This window comes from Paraburkholderia kirstenboschensis, assembly GCF_904848585.1.
GTDB lineage: Bacteria > Pseudomonadota > Gammaproteobacteria > Burkholderiales > Burkholderiaceae > Paraburkholderia > Paraburkholderia kirstenboschensis.
Window position 1 is genome coordinate 57534 of the sequence record NZ_CAJHCR010000001.1, and the last position, 24992, is coordinate 82525.

At 62.7% G+C, this 24992-nt stretch carries 24 protein-coding genes, 1 tRNA gene and 1 pseudogene; 10 read left to right on the forward strand and 16 right to left on the reverse strand.

The features are described from left to right. Nucleotides 1-77 precede the first annotated feature (77 nt). Nucleotides 78-1607, reverse strand: coding sequence for a glycerol-3-phosphate dehydrogenase (gene glpD, locus JMY24_RS00270; RefSeq protein WP_128595801.1), 1530 nt, complete (start codon nt 1605-1607; stop codon nt 78-80). A gap of 197 nt (nt 1608-1804) precedes the next feature. Here glpD and JMY24_RS00275 point away from each other — a divergent pair, with 197 nt between their 5' ends. Beyond that, a complete protein-coding gene (locus tag JMY24_RS00275) occupies nt 1805-2179 on the forward strand; it encodes a hypothetical protein (protein WP_128589469.1) in 375 nt (124 codons plus the stop codon). A 223-nt stretch (nt 2180-2402) separates the two neighbouring features. Here the strand turns inward: JMY24_RS00275 and JMY24_RS00280 are convergent, their stop codons facing one another. Both JMY24_RS00280 and JMY24_RS00285 read right to left on the reverse strand, forming a co-directional pair. Then, complete coding sequence (locus JMY24_RS00280; RefSeq protein WP_006049938.1) at nt 2403-2600, reverse strand: hypothetical protein; 198 nt, start codon at nt 2598-2600, stop codon at nt 2403-2405. Between the two features lie 318 nt (nt 2601-2918). Beyond that, nucleotides 2919-3698 carry a DeoR/GlpR family DNA-binding transcription regulator gene (locus JMY24_RS00285; protein ID WP_201701269.1) on the reverse strand — a complete coding sequence of 260 codons (780 nt, stop codon included), beginning with the start codon at nt 3696-3698 and terminating at the stop codon, nt 2919-2921. Nucleotides 3699-4006: 308 nt separating this feature from the next. On the opposite strand from JMY24_RS00285, the gene JMY24_RS00290 reads away from it, so the two are divergent. The 3 genes from JMY24_RS00290 (at nt 4007) to JMY24_RS00300 (ending at nt 7480) form a co-directional block, all read left to right on the forward strand. Beyond that, nucleotides 4007-5644, forward strand: a complete 1638-nt coding sequence (locus tag JMY24_RS00290; RefSeq protein ID WP_128595807.1) for a gamma-glutamyltransferase family protein — start codon at nt 4007-4009, stop codon at nt 5642-5644. Between the two features lie 366 nt (nt 5645-6010). Next, entirely contained in the window at nt 6011-6838 is an 828-nt protein-coding gene (locus tag JMY24_RS00295; RefSeq protein ID WP_128589461.1) for a ferritin-like domain-containing protein, read from the forward strand. A 120-nt stretch (nt 6839-6958) separates the two neighbouring features. Further along, on the forward strand, nt 6959-7480 hold the full coding sequence (locus tag JMY24_RS00300; protein ID WP_128595800.1) for a hypothetical protein: 522 nt from the start codon (nt 6959-6961) through the stop codon (nt 7478-7480). 289 nt (nt 7481-7769) lie between these two features. On the opposite strand, the gene JMY24_RS00305 is transcribed toward JMY24_RS00300, so the two are convergent. The 4 genes from JMY24_RS00305 to JMY24_RS00320 form a co-directional block, all read right to left on the reverse strand. Further along, nucleotides 7770-9302, reverse strand: a complete 1533-nt coding sequence (locus JMY24_RS00305) for a DEAD/DEAH box helicase (protein WP_201701270.1) — start codon at nt 9300-9302, stop codon at nt 7770-7772. Between the two features lie 217 nt (nt 9303-9519). Continuing rightward, a complete protein-coding gene (gene trhA / locus JMY24_RS00310) occupies nt 9520-10140 on the reverse strand; it encodes a PAQR family membrane homeostasis protein TrhA (protein ID WP_128595798.1) in 621 nt (206 codons plus the stop codon). A 125-nt stretch (nt 10141-10265) separates the two neighbouring features. Beyond that, nucleotides 10266-11564, reverse strand: coding sequence for a c-type cytochrome (locus tag JMY24_RS00315; RefSeq protein WP_128595797.1), 1299 nt, complete (start codon nt 11562-11564; stop codon nt 10266-10268). Nucleotides 11565-11585: 21 nt separating this feature from the next. Continuing rightward, nucleotides 11586-12317: a c-type cytochrome gene (locus JMY24_RS00320; RefSeq protein WP_033379637.1), complete on the reverse strand. Its 732-nt coding sequence runs from the start codon at nt 12315-12317 to the stop codon at nt 11586-11588. Between the two features lie 388 nt (nt 12318-12705). Here JMY24_RS00320 and copC point away from each other — a divergent pair, with 388 nt between their 5' ends. Together copC and JMY24_RS00330 are read left to right on the forward strand one after the other, a co-directional pair. After that, the gene (gene copC / locus JMY24_RS00325; protein ID WP_128595796.1) at nt 12706-13083 is read left to right on the forward strand and encodes a copper homeostasis periplasmic binding protein CopC; all 378 of its coding nucleotides are present in this window, start codon (nt 12706-12708) and stop codon (nt 13081-13083) included. Beyond that, nucleotides 13080-14009, forward strand: a complete 930-nt coding sequence (locus JMY24_RS00330) for a CopD family protein (RefSeq protein ID WP_128595795.1) — start codon at nt 13080-13082, stop codon at nt 14007-14009. The genes copC and JMY24_RS00330 overlap by 4 nt, the downstream gene beginning before the upstream one ends. A gap of 139 nt (nt 14010-14148) precedes the next feature. Here JMY24_RS00330 and JMY24_RS38210 read toward each other — a convergent pair whose 3' ends face one another. The 3 genes from JMY24_RS38210 to dgoD all read right to left on the reverse strand — a co-directional run bounded on the left by JMY24_RS38210 (nt 14149) and on the right by dgoD (nt 16067). Further along, complete coding sequence (locus tag JMY24_RS38210) at nt 14149-14433, reverse strand: YodC family protein (RefSeq protein WP_128595794.1); 285 nt, start codon at nt 14431-14433, stop codon at nt 14149-14151. Continuing rightward, a complete protein-coding gene (locus tag JMY24_RS00340; RefSeq protein ID WP_201701271.1) occupies nt 14430-14732 on the reverse strand; it encodes a hypothetical protein in 303 nt (100 codons plus the stop codon). The genes JMY24_RS38210 and JMY24_RS00340 overlap by 4 nt, the downstream gene beginning before the upstream one ends. Nucleotides 14733-14918: 186 nt before the next feature. Continuing rightward, nucleotides 14919-16067, reverse strand: coding sequence for a galactonate dehydratase (gene dgoD / locus JMY24_RS00345; protein WP_128595793.1), 1149 nt, complete (start codon nt 16065-16067; stop codon nt 14919-14921). Between the two features lie 124 nt (nt 16068-16191). Here dgoD and JMY24_RS00350 point away from each other — a divergent pair, with 124 nt between their 5' ends. After that, nucleotides 16192-16869: a FadR/GntR family transcriptional regulator gene (locus JMY24_RS00350; protein ID WP_128595792.1), complete on the forward strand. Its 678-nt coding sequence runs from the start codon at nt 16192-16194 to the stop codon at nt 16867-16869. A gap of 3 nt (nt 16870-16872) precedes the next feature. Here JMY24_RS00350 and JMY24_RS38215 read toward each other — a convergent pair. The 6 genes and pseudogenes from JMY24_RS38215 to JMY24_RS00375 all read right to left on the reverse strand — a co-directional run. Then, nucleotides 16873-17121, reverse strand: a pseudogene (locus JMY24_RS38215) (EmrB/QacA family drug resistance transporter); the annotation flags it as partial. 36 nt (nt 17122-17157) lie between these two features. Next, entirely contained in the window at nt 17158-17508 is a 351-nt protein-coding gene (locus JMY24_RS00355) for a hypothetical protein (protein ID WP_128595791.1), read from the reverse strand. 106 nt (nt 17509-17614) lie between these two features. Continuing rightward, nucleotides 17615-17691 (reverse strand) — tRNA-Met (locus JMY24_RS00360). 85 nt (nt 17692-17776) lie between these two features. Then, nucleotides 17777-19435 (reverse strand): MFS transporter, encoded by a 1659-nt coding sequence (locus tag JMY24_RS00365; protein WP_128587490.1) that lies wholly within the window; start codon nt 19433-19435, stop codon nt 17777-17779. A 218-nt stretch (nt 19436-19653) separates the two neighbouring features. Next, on the reverse strand, nt 19654-21201 hold the full coding sequence (locus JMY24_RS00370; RefSeq protein ID WP_201701272.1) for a sensor histidine kinase: 1548 nt from the start codon (nt 21199-21201) through the stop codon (nt 19654-19656). A gap of 9 nt (nt 21202-21210) precedes the next feature. Next, nucleotides 21211-22044: a response regulator transcription factor gene (locus tag JMY24_RS00375; protein ID WP_201701273.1), complete on the reverse strand. Its 834-nt coding sequence runs from the start codon at nt 22042-22044 to the stop codon at nt 21211-21213. A gap of 236 nt (nt 22045-22280) precedes the next feature. Between JMY24_RS00375 and recA the strand changes: the two genes are divergently transcribed. The 3 genes from recA to JMY24_RS00390 all read left to right on the forward strand — a co-directional run bounded on the left by recA (nt 22281) and on the right by JMY24_RS00390 (nt 24986). Beyond that, nucleotides 22281-23357: a recombinase RecA gene (gene recA / locus JMY24_RS00380; RefSeq protein ID WP_020069253.1), complete on the forward strand. Its 1077-nt coding sequence runs from the start codon at nt 22281-22283 to the stop codon at nt 23355-23357. A 7-nt stretch (nt 23358-23364) separates the two neighbouring features. After that, complete coding sequence (gene recX, locus JMY24_RS00385; protein ID WP_128595790.1) at nt 23365-24123, forward strand: recombination regulator RecX; 759 nt, start codon at nt 23365-23367, stop codon at nt 24121-24123. Between the two features lie 158 nt (nt 24124-24281). Beyond that, nucleotides 24282-24986, forward strand: coding sequence for a DUF2889 domain-containing protein (locus tag JMY24_RS00390; protein WP_128588504.1), 705 nt, complete (start codon nt 24282-24284; stop codon nt 24984-24986). The last annotated feature ends 6 nt before the right edge of the window (nt 24987-24992 follow it).

Here is a 24992-nt window from a genome sequence, read left to right on the forward strand (position 1 = left end):
GAGTCGGTGCAGCCGGCTCGATGCAGCCGAGGGGTGAAACGGTTTTTTATGCTGCGAGCGCGCGCACTTCTACCAGGTTACGCGCTCTGTCGCTCGGGTTGGCGAGCGAACCACGCGTCGATGTCGCGTGTGATCGAGTCGAGCGTGCCCGGCTCGACGTGCAGGCCGAGCTTCGAGCGGCGCCATAGCACGTCGTGCGCGCTGCGTGCCCATTCGGTGTCGCGCAAATAGGTCAGCTCGGCCTCGTAGAGACCCGGCGCGAATGCGTGGCCGAGATCGGCGAGCGAGCGAGCGCCGGCGATCACGTTCTTCACTCGCGTGCCGTAAGCACGGGCGAGGCGGTGCGCGAGGTCCGCCGGCAACCACGCGTGCTGCTGCTTCAGTCCAGCGAGAAAGCGCTCGAAGTTTGCCTGCGGGATATCGCCGCCGGGCAACGGCGCGCCGGCCGTCCACGAAGGCGCGTTACTGCCGAGAGCGTGCGCGAGCTTGTCGACGGCTTCTTCGGCGAGCTTGCGAAAGGTCGTGATCTTGCCGCCGAACACGGACAGCAGCGGTGCTTCGCCCGCCGGCGTGTCCAGTTCGAGCGAGTAGTCGCGCGTCACGGCCGACGGATTGTCCGCGCCTTCTTCCTCGAGCAGTGGCCGCACGCCCGAATAGGTCCAGCGCACGTCGGCCGGGGAGATCTTCTGCTTGAAGTAGCGATTGATCGAGTCGCACAGATACTGCGTCTCGTCGGCGCTGATTGCGACTTGCGCGGGGTCGCCGCGATATTCGAGGTCGGTTGTGCCGATCAGCGTGTAGTCGTGCTCGTACGGAATCGCGAAGATGATCCGCTTGTCCGGATTCTGGAAGATGTACGCGTGGTCGTGTTCGAACAAGCGCCGCGTGACGATGTGGCTGCCCTTGACGAGCCGCACGCTGTGCGACGCTGGACGGCCGAGCGCGCCTTGCAGCAGCTCGCCGACCCACGGGCCTGCGGCATTCGCGATCGACGCGGCTCGCACGTCAACGGTCGTGCCGTCCGCGCGCTTCAGTTGCGCGCGCCATTCGCCACCTGCACGCACGGCGCTCAGCAGCCTGGTGCGCGTGAGAATCTTCGCGCCGTGCTCGGCGGCGTCGAGCGCGTTCAACACGACGAGGCGAGCGTCGTTGACCCAGCCGTCCGAGTAGACGAAGCCGCGCTTGATCGATTCGACGAGCGGCGCGCCGGCCGGATGGTCGCGCATCACGATGCCGCGCGAACCGGGCAGCAGTTCGCGACGGGCGAGGTGATCGTAAAGGAACAGACCGGCCCGAATCAGCCAGGCCGGACGCAGATCGGGCATGTGCGGCATCACGAAGCGCAGCGGCCACATGATGTGCGGCGCAGCGCGCAGTAACGTCTCACGCTCCTGCAACGCCTTGCGAACCAGCCCGAACTCGCGGTACTCGAGGTAGCGCAAGCCGCCGTGGATCAGTTTGGTACTTGCCGAGGACGTATGCGCTGCCAGGTCGTCCTGCTCGCACAGCAGCACGGACAGGCCTCGGCCCGCCGCGTCGCGTGCGATGCCTGCGCCGTTGATCCCGCCGCCCACGACGAGCAAATCGTATCTCGTGCCTTGCGTCACCTGCTGCGTCTCCTGACTCGTACGAAATTTTCTGAAAGCCTTATCGAACCGATAGTGTTCGTTTTCGAACTTTAATGAACAAATTCGAAAAAGTAAAGTTCGCACGTCCGAGCGCACCTCTATCGAACGGCCAACGTAGTGGCGCAACGCGCGGCCACGGACGATACTCTTGGCAGTAGCCATTTCAAGGTGATTTCATGCGTGTACTTTTCATGGTGGGCGCGGCAGCGCTTCTCGCAGGGTGCGTCGCTTCGCCGAGCTTGAGCGGAACGATGGGCGCGCCGTCGTTCGTCTCGTTGCAGCAGATGTGCAGCGCCCAGCCGGTCGACTACGGCAACGACGCTCAGGGCGTGTATGCGACGTTGTTCGACGCGTATGTGGCGAACCGGCGCGGGCGGTTGTCGAAGGAAGATTACTGCGCATTTCAGATGGAAATCGCGCAGCGCTACACGAGCCAGGGGGCGAGTACCGACCCGCAGATTCGCAATCAATGGGTCGCGTTTTTCACGGAGCAGCGCGCGCGAGCACTGAGTTGGCGCGCCGCGGTCGACCCGACGTTGCGCAGCGGTTGAGGTTTTGTCGTTCGCTGGCGGCCGGGGCGGCCGTGGCGGCTCGGGCGGTGTATCCGATCATTGAGTGACGCGAGCGAAACGAAAGCGGGCGCCGCTGCGGGCGCCCACGTCGACACATACACAATGGACTAACCGGCTCGAGGGTCGGCCGTGCGCATGCGGCTGAGCTAGCAGCCGCGCCGGCCGTGAACTGGCAATGAGCCCGACGATGCGCGGGTTGTTATCAGGAAAGGCGTTTGATTGCTCGGAGTGCGCTATCGCCGGATTCCGTTACACGCCATTGTTCATTGCCCGAGGCGAGCCGCTCCAGTTGCACGAGCTGACGTTCGAGGAGGGCGTCGAGTTCTTCTCGCTCCATGTCTACCTGATTGGGAGCGTCCTTGACGAGCAACAACGTGGCGAATTCGTGCGGACTCAGCATCGTTTCTCTCCATGTCAAGCAAACGCGGACAGCCTTGACGGCGACTGGCATGAATGGCAAGAGCCATTGCCAGGTGGTCCGCAAAAAGATGGGGCGGGAGGTACGGCTACGACAGGTTTACTTAGCACCGGCGGCACGCGGGCACGCAATGAACGCCGGGGAACTGGAGTGTAGTCAAGCAAACGTTAAACACCAAACCGTCCCCTGTAAATTTTCCCTTTGACAACGGCTCCTCACAGAGGCGGTTATTCGCTGCGGCCAGATCCTTGATTTCACTTGAAGTTTCGCGTGCGCTGCAACATGGCCGCGACCGCCTGCTCAACCGGCCACGTACACCTGGCAATTGGCGGCGGTGAGCGTCTCGGCCATGTCAGGGGGCGGGGCCGCATCGGTGAAGAGCGCGTCGATCTGGTCGAGGTGTCCCTGACGAACCAGCGCAGGGCGGCCGAACTTCGAACTGTCGGCGGCGAGAAAAACAGTGCGTGCATGCTGGATGATGGCTTCGGCCACGCGCACTTCGCGGGTGTCGAAATCGCGCAGGGTGCCGTCGGTTTCGATGCTCGAGGTCCCGATGATCGCGAAGTCCACCTTGAACTGGCGGATGAAGTCGATCGCCAGTTCCCCCACGATGCCTTTGTCCCACGGCCGCACGATGCCGCCCGTCACCAGCACCTCGCAGTCGGGATAGCCGCTCATCATGCTGGCGACGTTCAGATTGTTGGTGATCACGCGCAGCCCGCGATGCCGGTTGAGCGCGCGCGCGACTTCCTCGGTGGTGGTCCCGAGATTGATGAAGAGCGACGCCTGGTCGGGAATGTGAGTGGCCACTAGCGCCGCAATGCGCCGTTTTTCGTCATGGAACATGCGCTGGCGCGCCGTGTACGAGACGTTCTCGGAACTGGTCGGCAGGCTCGCGCCGCCGTGATAGCGGCGCAGCAGGTTCATGTCGGCGAGCCAGTTGACGTCGCGGCGGATCGTCTGCGGCGTCACGTCGAAGTGCGCCGCGAGGTCGTCCACGGTCACGAAGCCGTCGCGTTGCACCCACTCCAGCAGTTCCTGTTGCCGGGCATTGAGAGTGAGGCGGGGGTCTCGGGTCATGGGTCTCGGTGATGGGTTGTTATCGGTGCCTGCCGCGGCCCGGCATGGGCGGGATGCGTATGCGAGTGTGCGTGTATTGTAAGACCATCGCGCCGGTGGTCTGCCAACTCGTGCGACATGCATAAGCCTGCGCGCGCCGCACATCCGGGGCATTCAGCGCCGCGGCGCATTTATCCATGCGATAAATGAATTTGCGTTTTGCGGCGGCTCGCGCTGCAATCGAAGATTTTCCGTTCCGTCCGCGTTTCATCTTTCCTTTTGTGTCCGGCGGCTTGCGTCGCCTGACCGTGCTTTCGAGAGCGTTCGACATGACTGGCTTCAACTGGCAAAACCCTTACCCGACACCGCGCTTGCCTGTGTTCGCGCGCAACATCGTTTCGACGTCGCACCCGCTCGCGGCCCAGGCGGGGCTGCGCATGCTGTGGAAAGGCGGCAACGCGGTCGACGCGGCAATTGCTGCGGCAGCCGCGATCACGGTCGTCGAGCCGGTCTCGTGCGGTCTTGGCGGCGACGCGTTCGCGCTCGTCTGGGACGGCCGCAAGCTGCACGGCCTGAATGCGTCGGGCGTGGCGCCGGCGGCCTGGAGCGTCGACTACTTCAAACGCAAATACGGCGAGGAAGACGGCCTTGCGATTCAGCCTAAGCGCGGCTGGGATGCGGTGACCGTTCCCGGCGTTATCGCGGGCTGGGAAGCGCTGCACCAGAAGTTCGGCTCGCTGCCGTTCGCGGATCTGATGGAGCCCGCCATCGAAATTGCCGAGCGCGGTCACGCGGTGGCCAGCATCGTCGCCCACAAGTGGGCAGCGGCGGTCCCGGAGTTGAAGGACCAACCGGGGTTCGCGTCCACCTTCATGCCCCGCGGACGCGCGCCGGAAGTGAGCGAACTCGTGCGCTTTCCCGGCCACGGCAAGACGCTGCGCAAACTCGCCGAACAAGGTCCGCGCGCGTACTACGAAGGGGAGATTGCCGAGCGAATCGCGGCGTTTTCGCGTGAATGCGGCGGCGCGCTGACGGTCGACGATTTGCGCAACTATCGCGCGGATTGGGTCGAGCCGATCGGCAAGGACTATCGCGGGTACACCGTGCACGAGATTCCGCCGAACGGGCAGGGCATCGCGGCGCTGATCGCGCTCGGCATCCTCGAACGGTTCGATGTGAAGGAGTTGACGGTCGACAACGTGGAGTCTCAGCACCTGCAGATCGAGGCGATGAAACTCGCGTTCGCGGACGTCTATCGGTACGTTGCCGATCCGCGCTCCATGGAAGTCACGCCCGAGCAGATGCTCGACGACGCTTACCTTGCGTCGCGCGCGAAGCTGATCGATCACAAGCGCGCCACGCAGTTCGATTTCGGCATGCCGAAGGCCGGCGGCACCATCTACATGTCGGTGGCGGACGAGCGCGGCATGATGGTCAGTTTTATTCAGTCGAACTACATGGGCTTCGGATCGGGGATCGTGGTACCCGACACCGGCATCTCGATGCAGAATCGCGGCTGCGGCTTCTCGATGGATCCGAAGTCGCCGAATGTGGTGGAAGGCGGTAAGCGGCCGTTCCACACGATCATCCCCGCATTCCTCACGCAGCAGGTGGACGGGCAGCAGGAAGCGGTCATGAGCTTCGGCGTGATGGGCGGCGACATGCAGCCGCAGGGGCATTTGCAATCTGTCGTGCGTATGCTCGACTACGGTCAGCAGCCGCAGGCCGCATGCGACGCACCGCGCTGGAAGGTCAACCGCGACTTCACGATCGACATTGAATCGACGCTCGACGCAAAGACGGCTGAAGGGTTGCAGAAGCTCGGCCACACGATTAAATCCGTCGACGATCCTTACATGGATTTCGGTTCCGGCCAGTACATCTGGAAGCTCGATCGCAATGATCCGGAGCGCGGTTATGTTGCCGCCAGCGACAGCCGCCGCGACGGTCTGGCAGCGGGCTTTTGATCGCGCCTTCTTGAACGCGTCTCGAAAGATGACTCGAAGTATCCGCGCGCCGTAACTTTCGAGCCGCGGTATGTCGCGTTTTGCGAAAAAAAGCCGGCTCGCTGAGCTGGCTTTTTTGTGCGCCGTGCAATCGTGCTTGCCTCACTGAAACTTTCGTCTATCGTGAAATTGGAACCTTGGCCAATCGGTACGGTCTGTGCGGGGTTGTCTGCAGACTTGCGAAACAGCGGCTAAGATGCAAACACAAGGGGTTAACTCTAATTCACGGCGCTGTATCCGACACGGCGAACCGCAACGCGAGGTAGCGCGATAGCAGCGGTTCCAAGCATGCTCCACGAGTCGATACAGCTTTCGGAGCAAGACACGATGCACACAGAGCTGAACCACGTCATGCCCTGGCGGATCGAGGACATAGACCTCACGCGCATTGATCGCCAGAAAGCGGTCGCGAACGAAGACCTGTTATTGCTGCTGTGTGCTGCTTCATTTATTGAAAGCGGCACCGATCTTTACACCAGTAATCTAAGCAAGTTTTTCGACGGCGATCCGGAAGTTTCCGCGTGGCTCAACAACGAGTGGGAGCCCGAGGAAATGCAACACGGCCGCGCGCTAAAAACGTATATCGCGTACGTGTGGCCAGAATTCGATTGGGACACCGCGTTCCGTAATTTCATGGACGAATATTCGCTGACCTGTTCCGTGGAAGATTTTGAAAAGACTCGCGCGCTTGAAATGGTGGCGCGGTGCGTCGTCGAAACGGGTACGGCGACCTTGTATCGCGCGATTGGCGAGTGTTCGGACGAACCGGTGCTCAAGGAGATTACCGACAACATTCGTACCGACGAGGTCCGCCATTACAAACACTTTTTCAAGTACTTCAAGAAGTACAACAAGATCGAGGGCAATGGCCGGCTCGCCGTTCTGGGCGCGTTAATGCGTCGAGTAATCGAGATCAAGAACGAAGACTCGGAGATCGCGTTGCGTCACGTGTTCGCGATCCGTTATCCGGAGCGCGTGCGCGACCAGGCCTACAACCGCGAGCGGGCCGCGCGCATCAATGCACTCGTGCGGCGTAATCTGTCGGCCGACATGTGCGTGAAAATGCTGCTCAAGCCGCTCGATTTGCCGGCGAAGATTCAGCCCGGCGTGCATTACCCGCTCGCCAAAATCACGCAGCATGTGTTCTTCCGTTAAGCGGTATTGCGAACATCGGCAATTCGCCAGCGTAATGATGGCCCGCGAGATGGCCCGCGCATGCGGGCCATCTGTTTTTCAGGGCATCATTGAGGCTTGCCCTCCAACCGGACACTTGCGATGAGCGATTCCTCCTTGCCCCAGCGCCCGCTCGAGCAGACCGCATTCGACGAATGGCCCGACGCGGTTCGCGCGCTATTCGACGGCTCGTCGCTCGCGAGCAAGACGGGTTTCACGGCCTCGCTGCTGACCGTCGACGCGAATCAGCATATCCGCACGTCGCTGCTCGGCGCAGGCGAGTTGTACGCGCCCGATTCGCGCACGCTTTGTATCGCGCTATGGCCGCAAGCCCGGGCGGCGCGCGCGATCGCGCAGAGTGGGCGCGCGGCGTTGAGCTTCGTCTTGGAAGGGGCGTTTTATCAGGTGCAGTTGCTCGCCGCGCCGCTGCCGCCGGCCGATGGCGACGACAGCGGTCTCGTCTACGTGAACTGCTCGATTGATTCGGCGGAAACGCAAAGCGTGCGCTATGCGCGCCTGACAAGCGGCATTACGTTTGAACTGGAAGGAGAGGCAGAAAAGGTACTCGACCGATGGGAGCGGCAGATCGAGCACTTGAAACGGGCCGCGGCGTTGGGGGCTTGAGGTAAGGCGCCGGCGCCGTTGCTGCGGCTGTGTTTGCTGGATGGTGGAGAGGAGGGGCTTGCGGCTTTCGCCTTGTATAGCGCGCCTCGCGGCGGCGCGTAATGGCGAGGCTTGGCGGCCTCTAGTCTGGCCGTCGCGCTGAGAGGCGGGACTCAACGGTCAGGCTTAATGGCGGGGCTCAGCGGCCAGCGTGCGTGTGGTCAGCCTCGGAACCGCCGAGCGCGGCGGCCAAGCTCAGCCGCGAACCGCAGCCGCCAAGCTCAACCGCCAACCTCAACCTCCCGAACCCTCAACGGCCACGCTGACCACTGCGCGCCGGATTGCCCCCGCGCGGCGAGTCGTTGCGCGATTTTGCGCCGCCGAGCAATGCACCCGGATTGCCACTCTGCGGTTTGCGCGGCGCGTGCTGCGCGGCGCTACCTTCATGAGCAATAGCGCGCGGACGGTCGTCCTGACGCTGACCGTCGCGGCGCGGCTGTCCGGCGTTGCCGGCCGGCTTCGCGGCTTGCGGCTTCGGCTGCTGCTGGCCGTTCGCCGGACGTTGCCCCGAGCGTTGCGCTGGTTTTGCTGCGCCGCCGTTGCCACCCTTCGGCGCGCCTTGACCTTGACGCGGCGAACGACCGCCGCCGCCACCACCGCCCTGGCCACGGCGCAAAATCGGTTCCGGCTTCGCGGTCGGGTCCGGTTCAAAACCGGCGATCACTTCCTGCGGCACCGGACGCTTGATCAGCTTCTCAATGTCCTTCAGCAATTGCAGTTCGTCGACGCACACCAGCGAAATTGCCTCGCCCGTCGCACCCGCGCGACCGGTGCGGCCGATCCGGTGCACGTAATCTTCCGGCACGTTAGGCAGATCGAAGTTGACGACGTGCGGCAACTGATCGATGTCGATGCCGCGCGCGGCGATGTCCGTGGCGACCAGCACCTGCAGCGTGCCATCCTTGAACTCGGCGAGCGCACGCGTACGAGCCGACTGGCTCTTGTTGCCGTGAATCGCCAGCGCGCTGATGCCGTCTTTGGTCAGCTGTTCGGCGAGGCGATTGGCGCCGTGCTTGGTGCGTGTGAACACCAGCACCTGAAACCAGTTGTGCTGCTTGATCAGATGCGTGAGCAACTCGCGCTTCTTGTCGCGATCCACCGGGTGAATTTTCTGCGCAACCGTTTCCGCCGTCGTATTGCGGCGCGCGACTTCGATCAGCGCCGGCGAGTCGAGCAGATTGTCGGCGAGCGTTTTGATCTCGTCGGAGAAAGTTGCCGAGAAGAGCAGGTTCTGACGCTTCGGCGGCAGCTTGGCCAGCACGCGCTTGATGTCGTGAATGAAGCCCATGTCGAGCATCCGGTCCGCTTCATCGAGCACGAGAATCTCGAGATGCGACAGGTCGATGGTCTTCTGCTGCATATGGTCGAGCAATCGGCCAGGCGTTGCGACGACGATGTCCACGCCGCTCCTGAGCGCGCCGATCTGCGGATTGATGCCGACGCCGCCAAACATGACCGTCGATTTCAGCTTCAGATACTTGCCGTAGGCGCGCACGCTTTCTTCGACCTGCGCGGCGAGTTCACGCGTAGGCGTGAGGATCAGCGCGCGGACCGCGCGCTTGCCCGACGCGGAGGCGTGCGGGGGCATGGAATTGAGACGCTGCAGGATCGGCAGCGTGAAGCCGGCCGTCTTGCCGGTGCCGGTTTGCGCGCCGGCCAGCAGATCGCCGCCGTTCAGCACAGCGGGGATCGCTTGCGTCTGGATGGGAGTCGGAGTGGTGTAGCCGAGTTCGTGTACAGCGCGGACCAGGGGTTCGGACAAGCCGAGGGAATCAAAAGACATAGAAACTCTTTGCAATGCAGTTTCGCGAACGGCACACATGGGCCCCCAGCGGGCACAAATGCGGCATGAACACGCCGCATGGCGTGATCGAGATCAAGGCCGAAGCCCAGTTCCGTTCGCAGAGAAATCGGCGGCACGCTCGGATGCGTGCCGAATGCTTCAACGCGCTATGCAGACACGTTGACTGGCCTTAAGTTGCATTTCGCCGCCGTGGACGTTACGCGACATAGCGCGCAACGCTGACGAATTGACACAGACTGCCCGCCAGTACGAACAGGTGCCAGATACCATGTCCGTGCCGGATGCGCTCGTCGTTGATGAAGAAGTAGATGCCGGCGCTGTAGATGACCCCGCCGGCCACGAGCCAGGCAGTGCCCGCAGCCGGTAATGCTTGAACCAGCGGGCGGACGGCAACGAGCGCGAGCCATCCCATCAGGACATACAGCACCATCGAAACGCTGCGGGTGCGTCGCCCGAGCGTCAGTTCCTGCACGATGCCAAGAGCGGCAAGCCCCCAGCTTACGCCGAACAGCGACCAACCCCACGGCCCGCGCAACGTGACAAGTGTGAACGGAGTGTAGCTTCCGGCGATCAGCAGATAGATCGCCGAATGGTCGCATTTCTGCAGCACTGCCTTGATACGGGGGCTGCGCACGCTATGGTAAAGCGTCGAGATAGCATACAGCACGAACAGCATCGCACCGTACACGCTGAAGCTGACCACCTTGTACGCGTCGCCCTCTACCGCGCCCATCGTCACGAGCGTAGCCAGCCCCACCACCGACAGCACGGCGCCGACGAGGTGGGTAATGCTGTTGAAACGCTCACCGACATGCACGGTCTTTCCTCCTGCACGGTTTCATCGAGGCATTTGTTGCCGCAGCCTCATGATACCGGTCCTCAAAAAACGAAGGGCGCGGCCGCGAATTTCGCAGGCCGCGCCCCCGGTGCACCGAACGCTGCTTAGTCGAGCGGCGCCGAACGCAGATCCGACACTTGCTGCGGCGACACGGCCGTGCCGTGGTTGCCCCACGACATACGGATGTAGGTGACGACAGCTGCCACTTCCTGATTCGACAGCGACTGCGCGAACGGCGGCATGCCGTACGGATGCGGGTTCGCTTCCGTGCTCGGAGGATAACCGCCGTTCAGCACCATGCGGATCGGGTTGACCGCCGACGGCATCTGGATCGACTGGTTGTTCGCGAGCGGCGGGAAGGCCGGCGGCTGGCCGAGGCCGTTGTCCGCGTGGCACTTGGCGCAATTGTCAGCGTAGATCTTCTGACCTTGCTTCAACAGTTCGCCGCCGAACTTTTCCGACGTTTCCAGTTGGAGCGGCTCCGGTGCTTCGCTCTTCTGCGGAATCGTCTTCAGGTACGTGGCCATTGCGTTGATGTCCGCATCGCTCATGTACTGCAGGCTGTTGTGAACCACTTCGGCCATCGGGCCGAACACCGCGCCGCGGTTCGACACACCTGTTTTCAGCAGATCGGCGATGTCTTTCGTTTCCCAGTCGCCGAGGCCCGCTTCCTTGTTCGACGTGAGCGACGGTGCGTACCAGTTCTGCAGCGGGATCAGGCCGCCGGCAAAAGCCGCTGAATTGACCGGGCCGCCCATTGCGTTGATCGACGTGTGGCACATGCCGCAATGGCCGAGGCCTTCGATCAGGTACGCGCCGCGGTTCCATTCGACCGATTTGGTCGGATCCGCTTTGTACTCGCCTTCACGGAAGAACAGCGTGCGCCAGCCGATCAGCATGTTGCGCTGGTTGAACGGGAACTTCAGTTCGTGCGGACGGCTCGCCACGTTGACCGGCGCGACCGAGCGCAGATACGCATAGATTGCGTCCGAGTCGGCGCGCGTGACCTTCGTGTAGCTCGTGAACGGGAAGCCCGGATAGAGCAGGCTGCCGTCTTTCGAGCGGCCGGTGTGCATGGCGCGGTAGAAGTCGTCCTGCGTCCACTTGCCGATACCGTACTGGTCGTCAGGCGTGATGTTCGGCGTGAACATCGTGCCGAACGGCGTGGCCATGGGCAGGCCGCCGGCGAACTGCTTGCCGCCGCGGACCGTGTGGCAGGCGATACAGTCGCCGGCGCGGGCGAGGTACTCGCCCTTCTTCACGAGCGCAGCCTGGTCGGCGGGCGTTGCCGCCACGGCCGAGCCGTTATGCAGATGGTCGCCGCCCGACCACAGGACGGGAACGAGTGCAGCAGCCGCGACAACGACAACTGCCGAGAGGGCGAACAAAGACTTGCGTTTCATTTGAGTGTCTCTCCCGGTGCCTTATTGCGGTTCGCTGCCGCAGGCAAGCGGAGTCTTCATCGAGCGGGCCGGAGCCGGCACGGGGTTTTGTGGGGCCTGTTGCGTGGAAAGCCAGGCAGCGACCGCGTTCACGTCTTCGTCTGTGAGACGCGTGGCAATGGTGTGCATGCAATCAGGTGCGATTGCGTGGCGCGTGCCCGAACGCCATGCGCCGAGCTGCGCGCTGATGTAGTCGGAGTGCAGACCGACGAGACCCGGGATGGCCGGCTCCATGCCGGTCAGGCCCTTGCCGTGGCAAGCCGCGCAAGCCGGAATCTGCTTCGACGCGTCGCCGTTCAGCACGATCTGCTGGCCGCGAGCGAGCGTGGTCGACGACACAGTCGGCTTGGCCGGCTGCGGATACGGCGGACGTTGCTTCGAGAAGTACGTGGCGATCTGATGCAGATAGTCGTCGGAAAGATACGTGACGAGGTAATTCATGGGCGGATACTTGCGGCGCCCTTCGCGGAAATTCTGCAACTGGTTGTACAGATAGTCGGCCGGCTTGCCCGCAAGGCGCGGGAAGTAGTCGTTGTCAGTACCTTGACCGTGCGTGCCGTGGCAGGCCGTGCAACCTTGCACGCGCGCTTCCATAGTATCGGGGGCCTTCGGTTGAGTCTGCGCTTTCGCAGCGCTATAGACACCCGCGGAGCCGATCAGCAGAAGGGCAAGCAACGGGCGGAAAATGCGTCTTGAAGACACGCGTAACTCCATCAAAATCGGGGACCTGACCGAACTTCGAGCGGCTCGGTGTGAAGGGCAGCCGGCGCTGCGGCGACGCAGCATTCTATCATCGAAGGGTGATGATGACTATTTGCCACATTCGACGAGCTTGCGGCTGTCACAGGCGTGCGACAGTTTGACGCGCATCGCCGCGCGGAACTCCCGCGTCTTGTCAGACGTTGGTGCGTGGTCCACGGTTGCAATCGCTGTACCCGGCAAACTTTTGCCCGCGCGATGTTGAACCGACCCGCGCGCGCACCATCGAAGCGTACACTTCCGGGCGCCGGACCGCGGGCGAGATCTGCTCGCGCGCAGGGATCCGGTTCATCCGGTCCGGCAGGCGCCCGCCGTTTTCCCGTTCATCCGCTATCGGCCTTACATGAAGCTAATCAATCTTTCCAGTCCGGCGTGGGTTTCGTCCGCGCTCGGCGCCGCGGCGCTCGTCCTGACGTCCACGGCATTCGCGCATGCGCATCTCGTTTCCAGCGAGCCCGCAGCCAACGCCGAAGTCGCCGCACCCGCAGAGGTCACCCTCCACTTCACCGAGCCGCTCGAGCCGGCCTTCAGCAAAATCGCGCTGGACGACGCGAACGGCAAGGCAGTCGCGCCTGCTGCGTCGCAAGTCGATAAGCACGACGCGCGCGTCATGCATCTGCCGCTGCCGCAGTTGGGCGCGGGACGCTACGCGGTGCACTGGACCGCCGTGGCTACCGACGGTCATCGCACGCAGGGCGACTTTGCGTTCATCGTCAAATGAGCATCGACGCCTTGTGGATCGGGCAGGTCGCCATGGCCGCGCTCATGAACGTCGCGTTTGCATTCGCCGTCGGTTCGGCATTGCTTGGCGCGTGGCTCGCGAACGATGCCAAGGCGAAGATCGCGCCCGGGCGTCCCGCCTGGTTGCGCGCGCAACGTTCAATGCTGACTGCGAGCGTCGTACTGGTGCTCGCGGACCTCGGCTGGCTGTTGTATCAGGCGGCGTCGATGAGTGGCGTTGCGCTTCCCGCCGCGTTTGCCTTCATACCGACGGTGCTCACCCAGACACATGTCGGCTACGGCTGGAGCGTTGCGTTCGCGGGCGCACTGGTGTTGCTCGGCACGGCAATGACGGGTCATAGCGGCATGTTGCGCAACGCGCTGCTGTGGCTCGCCGTGATTGCGATCGCCGCAGGCAAGGCGTCGCTCGGGCACGCGGTGGACGCTGGCCCCGCATCCGCGGCCATCGCAATGCAAACACTTCATGTGCTCGTGACGAGCGTGTGGGGCGGCCTCGCGATCACGGCCGGGTTGGCCGTATTGCCGGCGCTCGGCACGTCGACCGCGCGCGGCATATTGATCCGTACAGCGACGCAGGTGTCGAACGTGTCGGCGGTCGCGGTGGGCTTCGTGCTGCTCTCCGGCATCTTCAACGCGGTGCGCGGCTCGGGCGGCTCATTCGAGGCGATCGGGTCGAGCACATGGGGCCACGTGTTGATCCTCAAGCTTTCGCTCGTCGCGCTCGCGCTCGTGCTCGGCGGCCTGAACCGCTTTCTTGCGCTTCCGCGTCTGCGCCGGACTGCATCGACGATGGACGCCCATACGTTCGCCAACGTGCTTTATCTGGAAGCGCTTGCCATGATCGGCGTATTCGTCGCTGCTGCCGCGCTGTCGCATAGCGTGCCGGCGTTCGCGATGGTGAGCTGAGTTCGATACTCGAGATGGCCGGCGCCACGGCGCGGGCCATACTGTGAGTAGGCGTCGCGGCGCGTGCGGAAAAATGCGCTGCGCGGTTTCAACCTGCGGCGCGATAACCACGTACGCGATGCGTTGGCCGGCGAACCCGCTACTGCCCGGTATGTGAGAGCCGGGCTTTTGACCTTTGCGGTTCGAGCGTCTCCTCGGGAAACGTCTCCTGCGTCAATTCGCCGGCGTCGTTGAGCCATTGGCGGATCAGCCAGTTGCCCGATGCGAACAGCACAGGACCGCTGCACGCGACGGTCATTGCGCATCCGCCAGATTTGAGCTTAAGCACGTCGCCCATGCCGTATGTCGGCTTGGCGGCTCTGAAAGGTCGAGCAACTCGAACGAAGAACGGCATGTCGAGCATTCGACCGATCGACCAATTCATTCGAGACCTAGCCGATGACCGAGAATTGGCGCAAAAAATAGCGCGATTGCACAGCCAGCCACCTTGCCTTCGAATTCGGCGGCTGCTGCATGCGCGCCGTACACATGCATGAGCAGATCGGAAAGCTGCGGGATGCAATACACGACGGCGGCGACGACAAACCATTTCTCGAGCGCCGCGATGCGCCAGCCGCGTTCATACGCGACGGCCGCGCCTATCACGCGAAGCACGCCGAACAGCACGAGCGCGCCGACGGCTGCCTGCTCGCGCAGCAGATAATCCGGAATGAATTCGCCCATGAGACTCCCCGATGCATTCGTTGTTCGGACGCATTTCAGCAAGGAGCAGGCCATGTATCTGTCTGATGCCGAACAAAGGGCAAGCAAGCCTTCAGGAAGGCGTGAGCGGGCGCGCTGTATTCCGTAACGACGCTCAAAAGAGGACGCCGCCCGCAGGCGGCGTCAGTCAACGAGCGAGTGATGCGATTACCACTCGGCGACGCTGCCGTCCGCGTGACGCCAAACCGGATTGCGCCAGCGGTGACCGACCTTCGCCATCTCGCGCACTTTCTCCTCGTTCACTTCGATTCCGAGGCCCGGGCCTTGTGGAATGGACACGAAGCCGTCTTCATATTTGAAGACTTCCGGGTTCCTGATGTAGTCGAGCAGGTCGTTGCCCTGGTTGTAGTGAATACCGAGGCTCTGTTCCTGGATGAACGCGTTGTAGCTCACCGCGTCAATCTGCAGACAGGTGGCCAGTGCAATCGGGCCGAGCGGGCAGTGCAACGCGAGCGCGACGTCGTAGGCTTCGGCCATCGACGCGATCTTGCGGCACTCGGTGATCCCGCCCGCGTGCGACGCGTCCGGCTGAATGATGTCGACGTAGCCGCCGGACAGAATGTGCTTGAAGTCCCAGCGCGAATAGAGACGCTCGCCCAGTGCAATCGGCGTGTTCGTCTGATTGACGATGTCACGCAACGCTTCTGCATTCTCCGAAAGCACCGGCTCTTCGATGAAGAGCAGCTTGTACGGGTCGAGTTCTTTCGCCAGCACCTTGGCCATGGGCTTATGCACGCGGCCATGAAAGTCTACGCCGATGCCGATGTTCGGTCCGACCGCCTCGCGCACCGCCGCGACGTTGTTGATGACGCCTTGCACCTTGTCGAAGGTGTCGATGATCTGCAGTTCTTCGGAGCCGTTCATCTTGATGGCCTTGAAGCCGCGTTCAACCACGGCGCGCGCGTTGTTCGCGACGTCGCTCGGACGGTCTCCGCCGATCCACGAATACACCTTGATCCGGTCACGCACCTGGCCGCCGAGCAACGCGTGCACCGGCACGCCGTGATGTTTGCCCTTGATGTCCCATAGCGCCTGGTCGACGCCGGCAATCGCGCTCATCGTGATCGGACCGCCGCGATAGAACCCTGCGCGATACATGACCTGCCAGTGGTCTTCGATCAGAAGCGGGTCTTTGCCGATCAGATAGTCCGACAACTCTTCGACCGCTGCAGCGACCGTATGCGCGCGGCCCTCGACTACCGGCTCGCCCCAGCCGACGATGCCTTCGTCGGTCTCGATCTTCAGGAAGCACCAGCGCGGTGGAACGATGAAAGTTTCGAGCTTGGTGATTTTCATATCGTGCGTCTCCGATCGCGTGCCAGATATTCGAGGATTCTCATGCTACAACAAAAGGCCGCTACAGTACTATTAATAGTACTATTCGCCACATGTTGAGCGGCGACGCCGCAAGGAGGAAGCTATTCAGCACGATCTGCATGGTCGCGTCGCCCATAGGCTGGCTACTGCGATTCTGCGCGGCGAGTACGCGCCTGATTCGATCCTGCCGCGTGAAGCGGAGTTAATGGACGCGTTCGGCGTGAGCCGCACGGTGTTGCGCGAGGCGCTGCGCACGCTGACATCGAAAGGGTTGATCGAATCGCGCCCGCGCGTGGGCACGCGGGTGCGGCCACGACACGCGTGGAACCTGCTCGATGTCGACGTGCTCGACTGGTATTCGCGCGTCGCCGAGCCGATGCAGTTCGCGCTCAAGCTGCAGGAAATGCGGGAGATGATTGAGCCATATGCCGCGGGTCTAGCGGCTGCTTCACATTCCGACGATACATTCGGCGCACTTGCGGCCGCTCACGCCGCGATGGCCGGTGCACGCAACGTCGACGAATGGGTGCGGGCCGATCTGCAATTTCACCTGAGCGTGCTGGTCGCGTGCAGCAACGAATTGCTGATACCGCTCGGCACGCTGATCGAGCGCACGCTCGAGGCACAGCTTCGGCTGAATGCGAAACGCGCGGACGTCTTCAACGCTTCGCTCGCCGAACATACGGCGGTATTCCAGGCGATTCGCGACCGCGACGCGGACGCGGCTCGCGACGCAATGGCACGCCTGCTCAGCGTGACGCGCGCTCGCATCGAGGCGTGAGCAGTTCATCGCCGCATGCGCCGTCGACGCGTCTTGCGTCTTCTGCGCAGGGCGGATCATCCGCAGTAGTGGAATGAGCAGCAGGGTCGCGACAGTGAACATCAGCTTGAAGTCGTTCAGATAAGCGATCGTTGTCGCTTGCTGCGCGACCGACGCGTTCAGTGCCGCCGTGTCGCGGTTCGTGCCGCTGGCGAACATCGGCTGGAACGCCGGGTTCAACGGCGTCACAGTGGCCGCGAGGTCTGCGTGTGAACGATGCAGACTGGCGCAGCCGGCATCGGTGGCTTTTTATTTCGCTTCGGAGCCTGTAGCCGTGCCCGACGGCGGCGCAAGTTCATAGCAGCCCGGCGCGTTTTTGCCCGCTTCCTTGCCGGCTTCCGGCCCTTGTGGATCTATGCATTTGAAAGCGCTCTGATCGCGCTGGACATAGATGGTGTCGGCGGGGCCGCCGACGCCGCGAGGTGTATTGACGACGGCGACGATCTTGTAGCCGTTCTGCAGGAGTGTCGACAATGTGGTCTGGCTTGCGCGCCACTGATTGTCAGTCGGCGTTTGCGCCAGAACGGCAGTGGCGGAAGCGGCGCCGAGAAGCGCGATCGATGCGGCGGCAATGGCGCGCGCGGCGGTGCGGAACGTCATCAAGAAACCTCCTTGAAGTTGCGGGTGTCGCTGTCGGCACGGAATGCGGACAGCCAGAAACAAAAAAGCCGCTGAACCTTGCGGATCAGCGGCTTTTTCTTGCAACTGGTGGCGAATCAGGGACTCGAACCCCGGACCTGCGGATTATGATTCCGTCGCTCTAACCAACTGAGCTAATTCGCCGAAAGAAGCGAGATTATGAGGATAGCACCGAGGGCTGTCAACCCCCGGCACCCAACTTTTTCAGTTGCCGCCTGTGCGAGGCGTCTCAATCCTTGGCGTAGATGTCCGAGTCTTTAGTTTCGCGGACGAACAGCATGCCGATCACGAAGGTAATGAGCGCAATCACGATCGGATACCACAAGCCCGAGTAGATATTGCCCTTCGCCGCGACGATCGCGAACGCCGTGGCCGGCAGGAAGCCGCCGAACCAGCCGTTGCCGATGTGATACGGCAGCGACATCGACGTATAGCGGATCCGCGTGGGGAACATCTCGACCAGCATCGCCGCAATCGGTCCGTAGACCATCGTCACGTAGATCACGAGGATCGTCAGGATCACCACGCTCATCGGCCAGTTGATCTGCGAAGAATCGGCCTTCGGCGGATAGCCGGCGGACTTCAGCGTCGTCGAGAGCGACTTGTCGAACGCCTTGCCCTGATCTTTGGCGTCGGCGGCTTTGCCGTCATAGGTGGAGACCACCGTATCGCCGACCTTGATCTGCGCAAGCGTGCCCGCCGGCGCCGCGACGTTCTCGTAGTTCAAGCCGGACTTCGAAAGCGCGCTCTTCGCGATGTCGCACGAACTCGTGAACTTCGACGTGCCGACCGGATTGAACTGGAACGAGCATTCGTCCGGGTTCGCGATCACGACGATCGGCGCCTTCGCCGTGGCCGTTTCGAGCGCCGGGTTGACGTAGTGCGTCAGCGCCTTGAACAGCGGGAAGTACGTGAGTGCGGCGATCAACAGGCCGGCCATGATGATCGGCTTGCGGCCGATGCGGTCCGACAGCGAGCCGAAGAACAGGAAGAAGGGCGTGCCGATCAGAAGCGCAATGGCGATCATGATGTTGGCCGTCGCGCCGTCCACCTTCAGCGTCTGCGTCAGGAAGAACAGCGTGTAGAACTGGCCCGTGTACCAGACCACCGCCTGGCCGGCGGTCAGGCCGATCAGCGCGAGAATCACGACCTTCAGGTTCTTCCACTGGCCGAACGCCTCCGAAAGCGGCGCCTTGGACGTCTTGCCTTCGGCCTTGATGCGCTCGAACACCGGCGATTCGTGCAGTTGCAGGCGAATCCACACCGAAACACCCAGCAGGAGGATCGACGCAATGAACGGAATCCGCCAGCCCCAGGCGCCGAACGCGTCTTCGCCCATTGCCGTGCGCACGCCGAGAATGACCAGCAGCGAGAGGAACAGGCCGAGCGTGGCAGTCGTCTGGATCCACGCGGTGTAGAAGCCGCGACGTCCCGGCGGCGCGTGTTCGGCCACATAGGTTGCAGCGCCGCCATATTCGCCGCCGAGCGCGAGGCCCTGCAGCATGCGCATCGCGATAAAAATCACCGGCGAGGCAATGCCGATCGCCGCATAGCCGGGCAGGAAGCCGACGAGGAAGGTCGACAGACCCATGATCACGATCGTGACGAGGAACGTGTACTTGCGGCCGACCATGTCGCCGAGCCGCCCGAACACCACCGCGCCGAACGGCCGCACCGCGAAGCCCGCGGCGAAACTGAGCAGCGTGAAGATGAAGCCCGCAGTCGGATTGACGCCCGAGAAAAAGCTCTTGCTGATAAAGGCCGCGAGCGAACCGGCCAGATAGAAGTCGTACCACTCGAAAACCGTACCTAGCGACGACGCGAAGATCACCCGCTTCTCATCGCGCGTCATGGGTACGGGCGAAATGTGTCCGCCTACGGTAGCCATATGTCGTCTCCAATATTGATATACACGCGGTGCGCCGGCCCGCGGCGTTCCCGTGCAACCGATTATTGGAGTGAAAACTTACGGCCTTCTGACATGAACGGCTGCAGCCACAGCTTTCGACACGACGGCGGATCGTTGAGAAGATCCGCTAATTCGCGTTGAACGCCGCCTAGCTGGGTATGAACGCCGTCTATCTCGCCATTTTGTGCTCGTTGCCGTCAGTTCGCGTTAGGGTAAGTCCTGCCCCGCTCCAGCACATGCAAACTGACACGCACGAGCGTTCCTGCGAGCCGCGGCGAGTTCTGATAGACGTTGTCGCCGATAACCAGTTCGCCACCATGCATCGTCGCAATCTCGCGGACGATAGCAAGCCCGAGGCCGCTGCCATCGCCCTCGCGGCCGAGAATCCGGTAGAACCGCTCGATCACTCGCGAACGTTCGGCCACGGGAATGCCGAGACCTGTGTCTTCCACTTCCAGATGCACGAGCCGCGCGGCTTTCTCGTGCCTCACTCTGACCGTGATGCGGCCGCCCGCCGGCGTATAGCGAATGGCGTTGTCGATCAGATTCGACAACATCTCGCGCAGCATGACGGGATTGCCTTCCACTTCGACGGGCTCGTCCGGCGCTTCGTAGCCCAGGTCCATCTGCTTGGCGAGCGCGGCCTGCACCCAGTCGCGCACGGCGTTGCGCGCGACTTCCGCGACTTCCACCGGCGTAAAAATCTGCCCGGACATGCGGTTTTCCGCGCGCGCGAGCGCCAGCAACTGCGTGACGAGGCGCGCCGCATGTTCTGAACTCGTCGCGATCTGTTCGAGCGAGCGGTGCACTTCCGCCGACGCGTCCTGCCGCAGCGCCAGCTCCGCCTGGGTTCGCAGGCCGGCGAGCGGCGTTTTCATCTGATGCGCGGCGTCGGCGATAAAGCGCTTTTGCAATTCCATGTTCTGTTCGAGGCGCGTCAGCAGATCGTTGAACGACGTCACGAGCGGCTCGATTTCCGGCGGCGCGCGACGCGCCTCCAGCGGCGACAGGTCGTCGGGGCGCCGCGCGCGGATATGCGCCTGCAATGCGTGCAGCGGCGCGAGACCGCGCGACAGGCCGAACCACACGAGCAGGATGGCGAGCGGCAGGATCACGAACTGCGGCAGGATCACGCCTTTGATGATGTCGTTGGCAAGCTGACTGCGTTTGTCGAGCGTCTCGGCGACCTGCACGAGCACGGGCTCCGCGCCGGGCGTCTGCGGAAACTCGACCGTCGTATAAGCCACGCGGATGTCGTTGCCGCGCAGCATGTCGTCGCGAAATGCGACGAGCCCCGGTTGCGGCCGGTCGTCTTCGTGCGGCAGCGGCATGTCGCGCTCGCCCGCCACCAGTTCGCCTCGCGTGCCGAGCACCTGATAGAAAACACTGTCCACGTTGTCCGTGCGCAGAAAGTCGCGCGTGGAATCGGGCAGCGTCAGCTCGGCCACGCCGTTGACCGGATGGATCTGGCGCGCGAGCACATAGGCGTCGGTTTCGAGCGCACGATCGAACGGTCCGTTCGCGATCGACTTGGCGACCAGATAAGTCACCGCGAGGCTCATCGGCCACAGCAGCAGGAGCGGCGCGAGCATCCAGTCGAGAATTTCGCCGAACAGCGAGCGCGGGCGGGTTTCGGCGACGGCTTCGGCTTCGTCGGGCGGGGCGAACGGATTGGCGTAGCGCTCGTCGCGCGCCTCGTCGAGGTCCGCGGCGCGGGCCGTCGCGCGATCAGCGCGTGCGGACATGGGCGTGCTCTATTTGTAGTGGTGGCTCGCCGGCATCCCGCCTGACTGCGGCGACGAAGGCGAAGAAGGCGAAGAAGGCGAAGAAGGCGAAGAAGGCGAAGAAGGCGAAGAAGGCGGCTCGGGTTCGGGCTCGGCGGGCGTGGACGCGGCGGCATTCATATTGGGGCTTGCTGGCGCGACCGCCTTCTCGAGACAGTAGCCGAGCCCGCGCACGGTAATGATGCGCACGCCGCTCGGCTCGATCTTCTTGCGCAGCCGGTGCACGTAGACCTCGATCGCGTTGTTGCTGACTTCCTCGCCCCATTCGCACAGGTGATCGACCAGTTGCTCCTTCGAAACCAGCCGGCCGATCCGCTGCAGCAGCACTTCGAGCAGTCCGAGTTCACGCGCCGAGAGTTCGATCACCTGCTCGTTGATATAGGCGATCCGGCCGACCTGATCGAACGACAGCGAACCGTGCCGCACGACCGTCGGGCCGCCGCCCGCGCCGCGCCGCGTCAGCGCGCGCACACGCGCTTCGAGTTCGTTGAGCGCGAACGGCTTGGCCATGTAGTCGTCGGCGCCGAGGTCGAGGCCTTTGACGCGTTCGTCGACGCTGTCCGCGGCGGTCAGGATCAGTACAGGCAGATTGGAATTGCGGGCGCGCAGGCGGCGTAGCACCTCGAGCCCGGACATGCGCGGCAGGCCGAGATCGAGAATCAGCAGGTCGAAACTTTGCATGGACAGCGCGGTGTCGGCCTCGACGCCGCTCTTCACGTGATCGACGGCATAGGCCGATTGGCGGAGTGATCGAACCAGACCGTCCGCGAGTATGCTGTCGTCTTCGGCAATCAGAATTCGCATGGTGCGCCAGCTCAAGGCTTGGCCGGCACCTCGGGTGTCCCCGCGGCGCACAGCGGTCTCCGAAAATTATTGTGGGTGGTTTCGGCAGCGCGACGGTAAAAATGCGCGTTCGCATGAGAATCGCGCTTGCCAAAACTACTGTTTTTTTATACAGTGTCTGGGTTTCGTGTGCTGTCCTTCAAAAGGTGGGCCGCACATCTGCCTCAGACGCCGTTCATCATAGCAAAGGACGATTCATGGAAGAAAGCAAGAAAGGCTCGGCTGGACTGACTGCTGAAAAGAGCAAGGCACTCGCTGCCGCCCTCGCGCAGATCGAAAAGCAGTTCGGCAAAGGGTCGGTCATGCGGCTCGGCGCAGGTGAGGTAGTCGAAGACATCCAGGTCGTTTCAACGGGATCGCTCGGCCTCGACATCGCACTTGGCGTCGGCGGTTTGCCGCGTGGCCGCGTGGTCGAAATCTACGGTCCGGAGTCGTCGGGTAAAACCACGTTGACGCTGCAAGTCATTGCTGAAATGCAAAAGCTCGGCGGCACGGCAGCGTTTATCGACGCGGAACACGCGCTGGACATCCAGTACGCGGGCAAGCTCGGCGTGAACGTGAACGATCTGCTGGTCTCGCAACCGGACACGGGTGAACAGGCGCTGGAAATTGCCGACGCACTGGTGCGTTCGGGCTCGATCGACATGATCGTGATCGACTCGGTCGCGGCGCTCGTGCCGAAGGCTGAAATCGAAGGCGAAATGGGCGATTCGCTGCCGGGTCTGCAAGCGCGTCTGATGTCGCAGGCGCTGCGCAAACTCACCGGCACGATCAAGCGCACGAACTGCCTCGTGATCTTCATCAACCAGATCCGCATGAAGATCGGCGTGATGTTCGGCAATCCGGAAACCACTACGGGCGGTAACGCGCTGAAGTTCTACGCGTCGGTGCGTCTGGATATTCGCCGCATTGGTTCGATCAAGAAGAACGACGAAGTGATCGGCAACGAGACGCGCGTGAAGGTGGTCAAGAACAAGGTGTCCCCACCGTTCCGCGAGGCGATTTTCGACATCCTGTACGGCGAGGGTATTTCGCGTCAGGGCGAAGTCATCGACTTGGGCGTGCAAGCCAAGATCGTCGACAAGGCCGGTGCGTGGTACAGCTATAACGGTGAGCGTATTGGCCAGGGTAAGGACAACGCGCGCGAATTCCTGCGCGAGAATCCGGACATCGCTCGTGAAATCGAAAACCGTATCCGCGAATCGCTGGGCGTGAATGCAATGGCCGAAGCGGTGACCGGCGCAGGCGCAGAAGTCGCGGGCGAAGAAGAGTAACCATTACGTGATACGCAAGGGCCGGCCACTGTCCGATACCGGACGCAACGCGGGCGGCCCGCGTAATGACGAGAACGATTCGTTCGACCCGTCCGAATCGTTCGACGCACATGATCGCGCTGCGGGCCGTGGCCCGCGGCGTACTCAGTTTCAAAGCTCGCCTGCTAGCCGGAATTCCTCGGATCTCTCGGACCCGTTCGAGACTGCCGGAACTACCACGGCCACCGAGCCTACCTATAGCCGCTCACGCGACTCACGCCGAGTATCCGGCGAGGCGAAGCCCGGGCAAAACGAAGCAAAGAAATCCCAACGTCCTGCACGTTCGCTTAAAGGTCGCGCGCTCGGCTATCTGTCGCGTCGCGAATATAGCCGCAGCGAACTCGCACGTAAGCTGAAGCCGTTCGTCGAAGAGAACGACTCGCTCGACACGCTGCTTGACACACTGGAAGCCGAGAACTGGCTGTCCGATTCGCGCTTTACCGAAAGTCTGATTCATCGCCGGTCGTCGCGACTCGGCGCGAGCCGGATCGTCGGCGAATTAAAGCAGCATTCTGTCGATCAAACGCTCGTCGAAGAGGCGAGCGCGCAATTGCGCGAAACCGAACTCGCGCGCGCCCAGGCGGTGTGGCGCAAGAAATTCGGTGAGCTTCCGCAAACACCGGCCGAGCGCGCAAAGCAGGCGCGTTTTCTCGCATCGCGCGGTTTCTCGGGCGCCACCATCGGCAAAATCCTCAAAGGCATCGACGAAGAATGGAGCGGTGAATAGGCGCAAAGAGGGGTGTAGTCCGCGACCGCGCGCAGAGCGTCCTCGATTGCGAAAGCGGCTCTAGGCGGCCTGCAGGCCGTCCGGCCGCAATCGGGGCTGTCTCAAATACCCAGTATGCTAAAATTCACGCGTTTTCCAATTCGGCCTTTCCTTTCCGCATGCCGCTTTCCTCGCCAGTGCCCCGTCAATTGCGCCATCGCCGCGCAATCAGAGCGGAAGCTTATGAGCGAACCGATGGCCTGTGGGATGTGGAAGCGTGCTTGACCGACGAAAAGCCACGCGATGTGGTGCTTGCGTCGGGCGTCCGGCCCAATGGTCAACCGATCCATGAACTCTGGCTTCGCATCACCATCGATCGCAAGCTCAATGTCGTCGACGCCGAGGCGTCGTCCGACTGGGTGCCCTATCCTGGGCTATGCCAAGCCAGCAATCCCGCCTACCGTGCCCTCATCGGGCTCAATCTCCTCCACAACTTCCGTCGCGATGCTGCCCGTTTGCTGGCCGGCACGGCCGGTTGCACGCATCTCACCGAGTTGTGCGCGATCCTGCCGACCGCTGCTATCCAGGCGTTCGCCGGTGACGTGTGGGATACCGGTGACAAGGCGGCAGGCGCGAGCGCCAGTTCAGGAAACGAGTCGGCTGACGGTACCGCCGAAGCTTTAAACGACAAACCGCCATTCCAGTTGGGACGCTGCCAGGCGCTGCGTTTCGACGGGGAGGCAGTGCAGAAGTTTTACCCGCGCTGGTATGGCCATGCGCCACGCCCAGCTGACCGCCCGGCATCGCCAGACAACGGGGCGGCCCGCCACGAAGGCAGGGGCAATGCGCCCGGCATGTTGGACGGTAGCGGAAGCGATGTTTAATCCAAC